Genomic DNA, 13,358 nt, shown 5'->3' with positions numbered 1-13,358 from the left:
ATACGAGATACTGTATACCAATCTAGCATTTTGCAATTTATTTTTTACGTCGCAAAGGCGTAGATAAATACTTACGCTTTTAGCAATGCCTGCGATCGTTTTCCAATCAGGTAAATCGGCTTATTCGATAAGGTGACAAGTCGGCCACGGCAGGGTTGGCTGCGCTAGGGTGATGCTCTCCTTTTGTCGCTAGGTCGGCGATGATTTCTGCCGTCAGTGCCGCTTGGGTCAAGCCAAGGTGGTGATGGCCGAAAGCTAGCAAGACTCTACCTTCTTTAACACTGTCGATAATTGGTAGTGAGTCGGGCAGGGAAGGGCGAAAGCCCATCCAGGGTTTAGCGCCTGTTTTATCCAGTTCACTTCTAAATAACCCTTGGCTGAGTTTATGTAGCTGCCAGGCACGCTGCATATTGGCTGGCTGCTGAAGGCCCGCAAATTCAACGGTACCTGCCAAGCGTAACCCCTCTTCCATTGGTGTCATGATAAAGCGGCGCTCCAACGACGTGACTGCCACCGGGAGGCGCTCACCCTCATTCGGTAGCATTAGGTGGTAGCCCCGCTCGGTATCCAGCGGGATACTGGTGCCCGTCAGCGCGGTGGTAAGTTTGGCCGAGTGAGCCCGCAGGCGATCAGCACTTTGCCAGCCTTGAAGATGCCCGCGATGTCGGTCTGTAGACTTACGCCCTGATTTTTGACATGAGTGCTGCCTTGCTCGCTAACGTTTCCAGATATCACTGAGGCCTGTCTGAATTGAACCCCGTTCGCTTTGGCAGCCTGCACTATAGCGTTAACCACCTGCCAGGGGTCTACCACATGGGCGGTGCCCGGGAAAAATAGACCGCCTTGAATGTTATCTGACAACTGAGGGGCAACATCCCGGATGGCATCACCTGACCAACGTTCCACCGCGACCTGCTGCTCGGCCATCCGAGCTCGTAGCGCCTCTAGCTCGTCGGCATTGTCGGCTTTTTCGTATACCAGGAAGGAGCCCTCTTCTTTGAGTAAGTGCCTACCATCGATGTTGTCGAGTAGTCGTTGCCAAGCAGCCAAACTCTGCTCATTAAGCGCACGAATACCGGCGACGCTGGCTTGATAAGGGGCTTGACGCAGGTTCCAGAGTAGCCGAGTGAACCAGGGTAGTGCCTTCGGCACATAGCGCCAGTCCAGCCGCAGTGGCCCATCGGATCAAGCAGCATCTTGGGCAGTTGCTTCACAATGGCGGCATCGGCAATGGGGAATACCTGCTCCGTTGCCATATGCCCGGCATTCCCATAGGAGGTTCCCATACCAGGGGGCTGGCTATCCAACACCACGACGCGCAAGCCTTGTTGACTTAACGACAGGGCGCAAGCTGTGCCAATGATGCCGGCACCGATAACGACGATATCAGCCTCCACATTGGGATCGCTGGTTGCCTGTGGGTGTGCGTCCATGGTAATTCCTGGTTTCATAACGAGGCAGACCAGCTCGCATACCAAGTACGGAACAGCGCGTACTGTGACTCCACATAGTGACGCTGTGAATCGCTGAGCGCATCGGTTTCATTAAAGTGCAGCGCGTATTCAGAATCGCCGTTGAGCACCATCAGGTGCTTGTAGTAGAGAACCAAATCGCCGCCTTCGTCGAAAGAGGAGAGCACTCCTAGTGCTTCTTCTAGCTCCATGGCTAAACGCCGTGCTTTGACGTCCCCTTTGGCGGCCTGTTGGCTGAGCGAGACAAGCTGCAATACTTCTCGGGGAAGCGCATTGCCAATACCGGTAATAGCGCCCGTGGCACCACAGTTGACGAAGCCATGGTAGACAGTGGTGTCGACACCGACCATCAGAGTGACATCTTCGTCTTGAGAGGTAATATTTTCCGCCGCATAGCGGAGGTCATCGGCGCCGCCAAACTCTTTGAAGCCAATCAGATTCGGGTATTTTTGGCGTAGTTCAAAGAATAAGTCTGCACGTGTGGCGAAGCCGTAATAGGGGCTGTTATAAATCACCGCAGGTAGCTTGGGCGCCGCATCCAAAATGGCCGAAAAGTGTGACTTCTGTGCAGCCACCGAGGTGCCTCGTGAAAGCACGCGGGGAATCACCATCAGCCCTTGGGCGCCAACTTTAGCTGCGTGAGCCGCATGGGAGACGGCCTCACGAGTGTTGATTGCACCGGTACCCACAATGGTGGGAACGCCTGCCTCAACCAAGCGCGCGACACCCTCCTGGCGCTGCGCTTCGCTCAGTAATGGCCAGTCACCCATGGAGCCGCAATACACCACGCCGCTCATTCCCAGATCCACCAGTTCACGGCCTTTAGCCACCAGGGCATCGAAATCGGGTTGGCGGTCAACGCTGCAAGGGGTCATTAACGCCGGTATGCAGCCAGTAAAAATGTTATCGCTCATCGTTGTTCCTTTTCGTTTGGTGTTATCAGTGATAGGAGTTGGCGCTGGGTTCGAAAGCGGGGCCGCCGGTGGTCAATGATTACGAGGCAGTGATTCCCCAAGCGAACGGGTCTTGCTCATCAATTAAAAGGGTGGTGTCGGCGCAGAGATAGGCGCGACCCTTAATGTAGGGGCGAATGCGATCACCTTCCCATTCGTAGTACCCCTCAAACTGGCTGTCACAGATACTTGCCTGCACCCAGGTTGCGCCGGGCGAAAGCTTGCCATCCGCCGCCAGGCACGCCAGCTTGGCGCTGGTGCCGGTGCCACAGGGGGAGCGGTCATACGCCTTGCCAGGGCAGAGCACGAAATTACGGCTATCAGCCACGGCGTCATCGGCAAACAGCTCGATATGATCGATCAGACCGCCGTCCTCGCCAGTAATGGCCGCAGCCTCCAGCGCCTGGCGAACGGCCCAGGTGAAATTAGTCAGCACTTCAACGTTGTCGAGCGTCAGTGTTTGGCCATGGTCGCTAATCAGGAAAAACCAGTTGCCACCCCAGGCAATATCGCCGTGTATCCGCCCGAAGCCCGGCACTTCAATGGGAACTTGCTGGCGATAGCGATAGGCGAGGACATTGCGCACGGTCACGGCGCCGTCTTCATGCAGGGTTGCACTGATCGGGCCAACCGGCGTGTCGATTTTGTGATCACCGGGGGATATCAGACCCAGGTGATGCAGGGAGGCCACCAAGCCTATGGTGCCGTGGCCGCACATGCCCAGATACCCGGTATTGTTGAAGAAGATGACCCCGCAGGTCGCATCTGGCGATTCAGGTGCACAGTAAAGCGCCCCAACCAGTACGTCATGCCCGCGAGGCTCTAACATGCAGGCGCGCCGCCACTGATCATGGGATGCGCGTAGAGCGTCACGTTTTTTCCGCCATAGTGGTACCAGGCAGTAAGGGAAACCCCTCCATGACTAGCCTTGTCGGTTCACCCGCCGTATGGGAATCAATCACACGTATGCGTTTCATGGGGCACCTGTGGTCTTTGGATCACCTGTGGTTTTTTTGAGATAGGTGATTAATGGTGAAGATAGCAGCTTACCTTTCTATACGCTGTTTTTTATATCTTATACAATATTCAAAATTTGTTGTGAAGCCCAGGCTGGGTGGCAGTGGCATGGCCTCGGCTAGATGGGTAGTCCAGCAAAAATCGGCGATAAACGCCTCTATCATTAATAATTCATTGAATTTAAAGGATGTTAAGAAAAATTTTAGTTTTTATGTCAATAAATTCTTGCAATGAATTTTTGTATATCTTATACCAAAAGAAGAGGCGGAAACTAATCACAGGACTTAGTGAGTTCGTGACTTACCCATTTTGGATGGCGCGATAAGCCTTTTTCAGGGAGATATAACTAAAAACTAATGCTTAGAAAGGTGAGCGATCATGAAAACAGATTTAAATACAAAGCAGTGGCTTTCTTGCGTTATAGCAGCAATAGCGCTTTCTTCTCCCGTTTATGCTGCCGACGTTGAGTGGCGAGTGCCTACTTCAGTGCCGGGAGGCTCACCGTTTTATGAAAACTTTCTTCAACGGTTCGCTGACAATGCAGAGATGCTTACCGCTGGGAGAGTTGATATTAGGCCTTTCGGTGCAGGTGTGATTGTGCCTGCATTGCAGGTCTATGATGCGGTAAAAGAAGGCACCGTAGAGGCTGGCCACTCCACCCCTAGTTACTTAGTTAACCAAAATCCGATTAACGCTATTTTTGCTGGGTTTCCTGGCGGTATGGGATCCCAGTCTTATATCAACTGGATTTACGAAGGGGGCGGCCAAGCAGCGTTGCAAGAAATTCGCGCTAGCGAAGGGCTGCACTCACTGATCGTGGGAATTGGTTCTACAGAAATATTTGCTCACTCCAACGTGCCCATTAACGGGCCTGATGACCTTGACGGCTTAAAGTACCGTACTTCCGGGCCGTGGGCTGAAGTTGTGCGGGAGTACTACAATGCGGTGCCTACCGTTGTGCCGCCCGGAGATATCTATACGTTATTACAACGTAAAGGCGTTGACGCCATTGAATGGGCAACCCCTTCCAGCAATTATCCTGAAGGTTTTCATGAAGCATCCCGTTACATCATCGTGCCCGGCGTGCATCAACCCACATTTCTATGGGAAGTAGTTGTTCGTCAGGATACATGGGATCAAGTGCCTGACGATCTAAAGCAGCTTATTGAGTCAGCTGCCAAATTGACGACCTACGAAGGCCTTAGCAATTTCTACCATAACGACCTAATCGCCATGGAAGATTACCGTGCCGGTAGAAACGAAGTGATCAGCTTGGACGACGCCTTTGTTGAAGAGCTATCGGAGAATGGTCGTGCTTGGATCGCTGCCCGGGCAGCGGCAGAAAGTGAGGCTGGCAACCCGGCCATGGAAGAAATTTTAGAAGATTACCAAGCCTATCAAGCGCGCTGGAATACTCAGAAAGACTATCTCATCACTGATTAATATAAACCTGCCAGGGAAGGCACCTAAGCCTTCCCAGGTAGTTATACATATGATCAATGTACCGATATGAGTGATGTCTATTATGTTTTTTAATTTAGTGGATCAGCTGTCTAAAATATCGGCTTGGCTAAGTAAGTTGGCGCTCATTATCTTAGCGGTGGCGATGTTATATGAAGTAATCGCTCGCTACGTTTTTAATGCATCTACCATCTGGGCTTTCGATATCTCGTATATGGCCACAGGCATTGCGTTTATGCTCGGTGTCGCCTGGACAGCGCAGGTAGATGGCCACGTTAAAGTGGATGTTTTAAGCAGCCTTATGCCCAAACGTATTTCTCGTATTATCACGGGAATCGCTTATACCGTTGTGTTGTTCCCCACCCTTTCGCTTGTCGCCTGGTTTGGCTGGAAAAAATCGCTGTCAGCCTTCACAACCAATGAAGTTGAAATGGTTAGTACATGGGCACCTAAAATGTGGCCGTTTTACACCTGTATTGCCTTCGGATTGACGCTTCTTGCGCTACAAGTTCTGGTGATTGGACTGCGTTCGTTTATTGATAATACCCATCATAATAGGGCCAACTAAATGGATACCATGACGGCTGCCCTGATGTTCCCAGGACTGTTCTTATTGATCTTTATGGGTATTCCTGTTGCTTTCTCACTGATTACTGTCTCATTAGTGGCTGGCTGGTTCGCCTTTGGGCCTATTATCTTTCAGCAACTTTACGGCAGTATTTATAGCGCTTCATCTAATTACGTTCTCTCCTCAATTCCACTCTTTGTACTTATGGGCGCGATACTTGAGAAATCAGGCATAGCCAAAAACCTCTTTGATGCTATTCAGATGTGGATTGGTCGACTACCTGGCGGGTTGGCACTGACCACGATCGCCATGGCGGCAATATTTGCGGCTGCCTCTGGCGTCGTTGGCGCGGTGGAAATAATGATCGGGTTAATGGCTATCCCTGCCATGCGAGCTTACCGCTATAACAATTCGCTGATTGCGGGGACTATTTGTGCGGGAGGATCCTTAGGCACGATCATTCCTCCTACGGTCATAGTGGTCGTCTATGCGGCTCTTGCCCAACTGTCCATCGGTGCACTTTTCGCTGCGATTATTTTTCCCGGCATCTTGATGTTGTCTCTTTTCGCTCTTTATATCATTGGGCGTTGTTGGTTACGGCCTCAAGATGGCCCTGCCGCTACGGCCGTTAATGATGGCAAACCTCTTAGCGTTAAAATCAGTATTACGCTGAAAGCCTTACTGCCGCCTTTGCTATTAATGTTTGCGGTACTTGGGTCGCTATTGGGTGGTATCGCGTCACCCACAGAAGCCGCTGCCGTTGGTGTTGCTGGCGCAGTGATCCTAGCGGTCATCAATGGTGGAATCACCATGCCTTCCTTGGTTGATTCTCTATCACTAACGGTGCGCATTACAGCGATGATTCTGCTTATTGTGGCCGGGGGCACGATGTTTACTGGCATCTTCGCAGTCAATGGTGGTGGCGAGATGGTGTCCGCAATAGCTAGTGGTTTGGGTGGTGGTACAACAGGCGTCATCCTGTTTTTTCTAGCCGTCACTTTCTTGCTGGGGTTTGTACTTGACTGGACATCGATTGTTTTAATCTGCGTACCAATATTCACCCCTATCATCAGACAGCTGGGTATTGATCCTATTTGGTTTGCCACGCTAGTGTTGGTAACTATCCAAACTAGTTACCTGACTCCGCCTATGGCATCGTCAATCTTCTATTTAAAGTCGATTGCACCCAGCGATATTACCTATGGGCAAATGTGTAGAGGTGTCTTGCCATTTATCGCGGTACAATTGCTAACGTTGGCGGTGGTGGCGTTATTCCCTGCAATGGCTACATGGCTGCCTGACAAGATAGTGGGTTTTTAAGGAAACACTATTGGTAATAAATGATGGGTTGCCTATTTCATGGTGTGCTATCAATGTTATTAGCGAAGAGGATAGGTGAATAGCGACTATTACAGTGCGTAATGTAGATGATGAACTCCTGAATTCAAACATTAAGCGCAGCTCCGCATTTAAGCGGCGAGCCATGGTCACTTTATGGAGGAAGAAGTGCGGCTTATTCTTTCTCGATCCGCTGCGTTATTGCACAACAGTCTCCGTTTTCGCAATGGATTGGCTGCGTTTCCGCGGTACGCAAATCGGGCTGCCGCTTTCAGGGTCGTGGATGACATGGGCATCAAGGTCAAATACGCGCTTGAGATTGGTCGAGGTAAAGACCTCGCTAGGTGCGCCGCTGGTGACGATACGGCCATCACACATCATCACTAACTGATCGGCATAGGCGGCGGCCAGGTTTAGATCGTGGAGCACCAGTAGCAGGGTGCGACCTTTCTCATGGGCCAGGCGCGAAAGTAGCTCCAGCAAATCCACCTGTACCTTCAGATCCAGAAAAGTAGTGGGCTCATCAAGCAGAATCAGATCGGTTTGTTGAGCCAGCACCATGGCAATCCAACAGCGCTGGCGCTGGCCGCCGGAGAGCGCATCGACATTGCGCTCGGCAAACTCTGTCACGTGGGTATAAGCCATGGCTTCACGAATAGCAGCGGCGTCTTGCTGAGCATTTTTCTGCCATAAACCCTGATGTGGAAAACGGCCCATCCCCACTAACTGCTTTACGCTCAGCCCCTCGGGGGCTACCGGGCCTTGGGGCAGAATTCCCAGGCGCTTGGCGACCTCCCGCGTTTTGCTGCGATGGATATCCTTGCCGTCCAAATACACATGCCCGCCACTAGGCGTAAGCGTGCGGGCAAGAGTTTTCAGCAGCGTCGACTTGCCACTTCCATTCGGCCCCAAAAGCACCGTGAGCTTGCCTTCCTCAATCGCAATATCGACACCATCCAGTACACGTCGAGTGTCATAGCCCGCGTGCAGGGCTTCGCCCGTCAAGCGAGGTAGCTGATGAGAAGGCTGGGTCATGAATGTGCTCATTAGGGTTGTTTAAGCAGGCAGAACCGTAAGCCAAAATATTCTCATTTTCAATACTTGCCATTGCTCAGCAAGTAATTGCTCACTGTCTCTAAGCGTCAGCCGCAGAAGAAATGTGGGGTAAGAGAGGTGAGGAGTCGTGTCGTTATCCTGAACAGTTCGTTCTGCTTGAGTAGACCTCTGTGATTTATATGCATAAAATAATCATTATTATTTAGATGTAGATTACGTTTTCAGGGTAAGGTTCACTCAAAAGCAGGGGATAAAAACTAGATGTACACTAAGAAACGCCAGGTATTTTGGCCTACGGTGACGCTTGCCGGTTTGGTAGCTGCCAGCCATGCTTATGGGCAGGAGTCTGCTTCCACAGGATCGCAAAGCGGCGCCAATGATGCCGACTCGACCATGGTGGTGACGGCCACCCGCAGCCATAGCGAAGCGGGCCAAACACCGCAGCGGGTTACGATCATTACCCGTGAACAGATCGAACAGCAGCTAGCGATTACTGATGACCCGGGCCAGGTGCTCAGTAATCTTATTCCCTCTTACTCCCCCAGCCGCCAAAAGCTCTCCAACGCGGGCGAGACATTCCGCGGCCGCGATGCCCTGTTCCTGATTGACGGAGTGCCGCAGTCCAATCCCCTGCGCGACAGCTCGCGGGATAGCTATACCATTGACCTTTCCATGGTAGAGCGTATTGAAGTGATCCACGCGCCAGCGCCGAGCACGGATTAGGTGCTACGGGTGGCTTGATCAACCTGGTGACACGGCGTGCCGAAGGCGGAGGCATTAGCCAGGACGCAGGGATTAGCCTGACCACGGACGATGATTTTCAATCCGGTGGGCTAGGCCACAAGCTGGACTACCGCATTAGCGGTCAGCAAGGCGACTGGGATTTCGTTGCCGCGGCGACGCGTCAGGAGCGCGGGATTTTTTACGATGGCAACGATGAGGTGGTCGGTATCGCCTACCCAGGCGAGCTGCAAAACTCGGAAAGCTACGACCTTTTCGGCAAGCTGGGCTACTGGATCGACGACAATCAGAATATTGAGTTCTCGCTGAACCACTTCGATTTGGAAGAGGGCAACGACTACGTACCGGTAACAGGAGACCGCTCTGCAGGTGTTCCCACCACGGCACGCAAAGGCCGTCGTGACGGCGAGCCTGGATTTAATGAAGTGACCTCCGCTCGGCTTTCCTACTCCCACGCGGATTGGTTTGGCAACGAGCTGGATGCTCAGGTCTATCACCAGCGCTTTCGTGCACGCTTTGCCACCACGCCGTTTTTCCCCTATGTGGATAGTGCGGGGGATACCCAATACGACCAAACGCGAAATGAATCTGATAAAACAGGCGCCAAATTCACCTTGAACCGTGACGGCATGCTGGACGACCGTTTGGGTGTGACGGTTGGTTTGGACGTGCTGGAAGACGAAACAAGCCAGATGCTGGTGCATACCGGGCGTACCTACGTGCCGGAAAGCCGTTATCGTAATTTGGCTCCTTTTCTGCAGGGCCAGTTTAAGCTCGCGGATCCGCTCACGCTGCACGCCGGGGTGCGTCACGAGTATGCCGAACTTGATGTGGATACCTTCCAAACAATTGATCGCAGCAATGTCACTCAAGACAACGTTACCGTTGATGGCGGCAATCCCAGCTTCGATGAGACGCTTTACAACGTCGGCGTAACCTATCAAGCCACTGATTGGGCTCAGCTGTATGCCAACTATTCGGAAGGTTTCGGCATGCCCGACGTGGGCCGAGTGCTGCGCGGTATTGGCACGGCGGGCCAGGATGTGGATACCCTGCTGCAACTTCAGCCTATTGTTACCGATAACCGGGAAATCGGCGCGCGTTTTGACTGGGATGGCTACGGGCTAGAGATTAGCTACTATGAGTCCAATTCGGATTACGGCCAGCGGCTTACCGAGCAGAATGGCACCTGGGTGGGCAGCCGTGAGAAGACCGAAATCCAGGGCGTTGAGATTACCGGCGACATGCAGGTGGCGGACAAGCACGATCTATCGCTCTCCTATGCCCACACTGAGGGCAAGTCGGATCAGGATGGCGATGGCAGTGTGGATACCAAACTCACCGGTATCAATATCGCCCCGGATACGCTCAAACTGGGCTGGAGCGCTATCTGGAACGACCGCGTTTCCACGCGCTTGCAGGGTAGTTACTACTTCGATCGAAGCGTCGATAATCCTGAACTTGATTTTGACGGCTACGGCTTAGTGGATGCTTCTCTAGCTTATCGCCTGCCCACCGGCAGGGTGTCAGTAGGTATCGAAAACCTCACCGATGAGGATTACCTCACTTACTACTCTCAAGCCGCACGCATCAGCGATGAGTACTACTTCACTGGGCGGGGCCGCACTTTCACTCTGGGGTACCAGCTGGATTTCTAGTCAGCCGCTTTCTATTTTCTATGTTTTGTGCTCGATACTGTTTGGCGGCGCCTTTGGGGCGCCGCTTTTTTTTCGTCAATTCGCTCTAAAAGCGAGCTCGCGATCTATGCAGTAAATAAACGAAGAAGGGCGCGCCTATCCCGGCAACAAAGATGCCCGCAGGTAAATCTTTGGGCAAAAACGCTACCCGGCCCAGCAGGTCGGCGTAAAGCACTATCAAGGCGCCGACCAACGCTGATGTAGGCACCAGGCGTGCCATGTTCCGCCCCACCAGCCTAGCGGCCAGGTGGGGGGCAATTAATCCCACAAAGCTTAAGCCACCGGCAAAAGCCACAGCGGCACCTGCCAGCGCCACGCTGCAGGCCAGCAATACCAATCTGCTGCGCAGAATCGCCACCCCAAGCCCTTCGGCAACGCTATCACCCAGGGCCATGGCATCCGCATGGCGGGCGAAGAGTAGGCTGATAGGCACCGCGACGACTAACCACGGCAATAGGCTCCACACATCGTCCCATTGCGCCGCGTAAAGGCTGCCGGTTAGCCATACATAGGCGGTCATGGCGGCAGAGTCATCGCTGATCACGATTAACAGGGTGGTGCCAGCGCCCATGGCCGCGGCCAGGCCAATGCCGACCAGTACCATGCGCGATGGGCTAACACCGTTTTTCCAGGCCAAGCTCACCACCAGCAGTGCAGAAACTAGTGCTCCCAGCATGGCGGCAACGGGCAGCCAGTGAATGCTAAGGGTCGAACTCAATAGGGATAAGAACACCACCGCCGCCAGCGCCGCACCGCTGGTAATGCCGATGACATCCGGGGAGGCCAGCGGGTTACGCACAATGCTTTGCAGAATCGCTCCCGCGATTGCCAGGGCGGCGCCGACCAATACCGCTAGAGCGATGCGCGGAAGGCGCAGCTCCCAAATAATAAAGGTAATATCACTACTTAGCGGGGCTGCTAGTGCATTTAGCACCTGCAGCGGTGGTGTGGGAAAACTGCCTAAACAGAGCGACAGCCCGGCGCTTGCTAGCAATAAAAGGCTTAGCATCAGCAGGCGACGTAGTAAGCGATTACTGTCGCTTTTTGCTTCGCTGTTAAGGTTTAACGTGGCGTCTGCTCTCATTGGCCAGCCATCTTGCGTCGTGCCAGATAGATAAAGAAGGGCGTGCCGATCAGCGCGGTCATCACACCGACCGGAACCTCTTGGGGTGGCATTAAAAAGCGCGAGCCAAGATCGGCCAGCAGCAGCAAACAGGCACCCAATAGCGCGCAGGCTGGCAGCAGCCAGCGATGGTCGATGCCAAATAACCCCCGCGCCATATGGGGCACAATCAGGCCCACAAACCCGATCATGCCCGCCAGCGCTACGGCGCTGCCCGCCAGCACAATCACAATCAGCCCGAGCAGCAGCTTGATGGTGGTGGCCTGCATGCCCAGCCCGGTGACCATGTCATCGCCCAGTAACAGTGCATTGGCGTGACGTACCAGCAGTGCGCTGAGCAGCAGTGCTCCGCCGAAGAGCGGCAGTAAGGGCGCTACCAAAGAGAGGTCGCGCCCCGACACTGAGCCCGCCAACCAGTAAAGCACGCTTTCAAAACTTTGCTGATCAATCACCAACAGCCCTTGGCTGAACGACACAAACATTGCCGTCACTGCTACACCTGCCAGCACGACCCGCAGAGGGGAGAGCTCACCGTGGCGGCCGCGGCTAAGCACCACCACCAGTATGGCCGCAACGAGTGCCCCTAATAGCGCGGCCCATACGTAGTGAGCGGGCGTGTGCAGCGGCAATAGCGAAACCGCTACTACTACAAAAAACATCGCGCCGGCGTTAATGCCCAAAATGCCCGGCGACGCCAGCGGGTTGCGCGTCATGGTCTGCATTAGTGCGCCTGCAATCGCTAAGCTGGCGCCCACCAGAGCGGCAATCACCGCACGGGGTAAGCGTTCAGTTAAAAGAATGATGTGGGCGATGTTGGTAGGATCGTAATGGGCGAGCGAGCCATACAGAGAGGAAAGGGAGATCTCCGTTGTGCCTAACATCACGCTGGCGAAAAAGGCGCCTAGTGCCACCAGCACGCCGAGTAGCAGGCCAATACTTTTTGCGGCAGTACTGTTTAGCATGAAGCAGGCTCCCCACGGCCACTGGCGTGAGGCAGGCAAGCCTGATGCGGCGCCGCTTCGGGTTGCAACAGCCCGTAGTGACTATACAGATCATCCAGCATGGCGTTGGCCGCCAGTATGCCGCCACCCATCATCCAACTCACCGGCTCAACTTCAAATACGCGCCCGCTTTGTACCGCTGACAGCTGTTGCCAGAGTGGGTGGGAGGCCCAGTGTTGGTAATTATCTGCAATAGCGGGGTCATCGGGCTCAAGCAGAATAAAGAGGGCATCGGCATCCAGCACCGGAATGTTTTCAGTACTGGAAAGCTTCATTCCCCAACTCTGGCTTTGCAGTGTATCCGGCTGATTAAAGCCCAGCTCATCAAGAATCGAGCCTGCAAAGCCGCTGGTATAGATGCGCACGTGGTCGCTTTTAAACCGCACCACGGCCACTTTTTGCGGCCACTCGCTGCTCAACTTGGCGGCGATCTGCTGGCGAAAGTCGGCGACACGATCATCCCATTGCTCAAGCAGCTCATTTGCCTGCGCTTCGCGGCCAGTAGCATTGGCCACCATGTTCAGCGTGGTCTTGAAGTTAAACACTGTCGGGGCAGATACAGTGGGGGCGATGGCCTCCAATAGCGGCGCTATTCGCGCATGGCGAAAGTCGCTGGCAATGACCAAGTCAGGATTAAGCCAGGCAATCTTTTCCAGGTTCGGTTGGGTTTCCAGCCCCACATGCTCGACGCTATCAAGCGCATCGCGCAGATAGCGGTACATGGGCTTTTCCAGCCAGGAATCGACTACGCCAATAGGCGTCAGTCCAAGGGCTACGGCGCTGTCGGTAGCCCCCTGGTAAAGCGTCACAATGCGTGGCGGTTCCGGGGGGCTGCTCGGCGTGTCAGCGGCTGCCATAAAGGGCATTAGCGCCGCCTGCGTTAACAGCAACACACTCATAAAAACCTTCTTGCCATGGGTGTGTGCTTTTA

The 13,358-nt window shown here is 53.7% G+C and carries 8 protein-coding genes and 3 pseudogenes; 4 read left to right on the top strand and 7 right to left on the bottom strand.

The annotated features are described in order from the left end of the window. Positions 1 to 106: 106 nt before the first annotated feature. The 3 genes and pseudogenes from FDY98_RS23865 to FDY98_RS23855 all read right to left on the bottom strand — a co-directional run bounded on the left by FDY98_RS23865 (position 107) and on the right by FDY98_RS23855 (position 3,402). A pseudogene (locus FDY98_RS23865) lies at positions 107 to 1,451 on the bottom strand (FAD-dependent oxidoreductase). Next, positions 1,448 to 2,386 (bottom strand): dihydrodipicolinate synthase family protein, encoded by a 939-nt coding sequence (locus tag FDY98_RS23860; RefSeq protein ID WP_027958570.1) that lies wholly within the window; start codon positions 2,384 to 2,386, stop codon positions 1,448 to 1,450. Before FDY98_RS23860 ends, FDY98_RS23865 begins: the two are co-directional and overlap by 4 nt. Positions 2,387 to 2,465: 79 nt before the next feature. Next, positions 2,466 to 3,402: pseudogene (locus tag FDY98_RS23855) on the bottom strand (4-hydroxyproline epimerase). 418 nt (positions 3,403 to 3,820) lie between these two features. Between FDY98_RS23855 and dctP the strand changes: the two are divergent. From dctP to FDY98_RS23840, 3 genes are all read left to right on the top strand, one after another. Further along, complete coding sequence (gene dctP / locus FDY98_RS23850) at positions 3,821 to 4,885, top strand: TRAP transporter substrate-binding protein DctP (protein ID WP_027958568.1); 1,065 nt, start codon at positions 3,821 to 3,823, stop codon at positions 4,883 to 4,885. 73 nt (positions 4,886 to 4,958) lie between these two features. After that, on the top strand, positions 4,959 to 5,471 hold the full coding sequence (locus FDY98_RS23845; RefSeq protein ID WP_027965477.1) for a TRAP transporter small permease subunit: 513 nt from the start codon (positions 4,959 to 4,961) through the stop codon (positions 5,469 to 5,471). Then, a complete protein-coding gene (locus FDY98_RS23840) occupies positions 5,472 to 6,791 on the top strand; it encodes a TRAP transporter large permease (RefSeq protein ID WP_027958566.1) in 1,320 nt (439 codons plus the stop codon). 216 nt (positions 6,792 to 7,007) lie between these two features. Here the strand turns inward: FDY98_RS23840 and FDY98_RS23835 are convergent, their stop codons facing one another. Further along, entirely contained in the window at positions 7,008 to 7,844 is an 837-nt protein-coding gene (locus FDY98_RS23835) for an ABC transporter ATP-binding protein (protein ID WP_027958565.1), read from the bottom strand. Positions 7,845 to 8,126: 282 nt separating this feature from the next. Here FDY98_RS23835 and FDY98_RS23830 point away from each other — a divergent pair. Then, positions 8,127 to 10,264: pseudogene (locus FDY98_RS23830) on the top strand (TonB-dependent receptor). 85 nt (positions 10,265 to 10,349) lie between these two features. On the opposite strand, the gene FDY98_RS23825 reads toward FDY98_RS23830, so the two are convergent. The 3 genes from FDY98_RS23825 to FDY98_RS23815 are packed head-to-tail and all read right to left on the bottom strand — an operon-like array spanning position 10,350 to position 13,326. Continuing rightward, a complete protein-coding gene (locus FDY98_RS23825; protein ID WP_027958563.1) occupies positions 10,350 to 11,387 on the bottom strand; it encodes a FecCD family ABC transporter permease in 1,038 nt (345 codons plus the stop codon). Next, positions 11,384 to 12,388: a FecCD family ABC transporter permease gene (locus FDY98_RS23820; protein ID WP_027958562.1), complete on the bottom strand. Its 1,005-nt coding sequence runs from the start codon at positions 12,386 to 12,388 to the stop codon at positions 11,384 to 11,386. The genes FDY98_RS23825 and FDY98_RS23820 overlap by 4 nt, the downstream gene beginning before the upstream one ends. Beyond that, on the bottom strand, positions 12,382 to 13,326 hold the full coding sequence (locus tag FDY98_RS23815) for an ABC transporter substrate-binding protein (protein WP_422154899.1): 945 nt from the start codon (positions 13,324 to 13,326) through the stop codon (positions 12,382 to 12,384). The genes FDY98_RS23820 and FDY98_RS23815 overlap by 7 nt, the downstream gene beginning before the upstream one ends. Positions 13,327 to 13,358: the final 32 nt, after the last annotated feature.

Origin of the sequence: Halomonas sp. PA16-9, from assembly GCF_009728585.1 — a bacterium.
Lineage (GTDB): Bacteria > Pseudomonadota > Gammaproteobacteria > Pseudomonadales > Halomonadaceae > Vreelandella > Vreelandella titanicae.
This window is presented reverse-complemented; position numbering and strand designations above follow the sequence as displayed.

Excerpts from the sequence above, each read along its gene's own strand:
- FDY98_RS23815 (WP_422154899.1), bottom strand. The coding sequence starts at position 13,326 with ATGAGTGTGTTGCTGTTAACGCAGGCGGCGCTAATGCCCTTTATGGCA.
- FDY98_RS23820 (WP_027958562.1), bottom strand. The coding sequence starts at position 12,388 with ATGCTAAACAGTACTGCCGCAAAAAGTATTGGCCTGCTACTCGGCGTG.
- FDY98_RS23845 (WP_027965477.1), top strand. The coding sequence starts at position 4,959 with ATGTCTATTATGTTTTTTAATTTAGTGGATCAGCTGTCTAAAATATCG.
- FDY98_RS23835 (WP_027958565.1), bottom strand. The coding sequence starts at position 7,844 with ATGACCCAGCCTTCTCATCAGCTACCTCGCTTGACGGGCGAAGCCCTG.
- FDY98_RS23825 (WP_027958563.1), bottom strand. The coding sequence starts at position 11,387 with ATGAGAGCAGACGCCACGTTAAACCTTAACAGCGAAGCAAAAAGCGAC.
- dctP (WP_027958568.1), top strand. The coding sequence starts at position 3,821 with ATGAAAACAGATTTAAATACAAAGCAGTGGCTTTCTTGCGTTATAGCA.
- FDY98_RS23860 (WP_027958570.1), bottom strand. The coding sequence starts at position 2,386 with ATGAGCGATAACATTTTTACTGGCTGCATACCGGCGTTAATGACCCCT.
- FDY98_RS23840 (WP_027958566.1), top strand. The coding sequence starts at position 5,472 with ATGGATACCATGACGGCTGCCCTGATGTTCCCAGGACTGTTCTTATTG.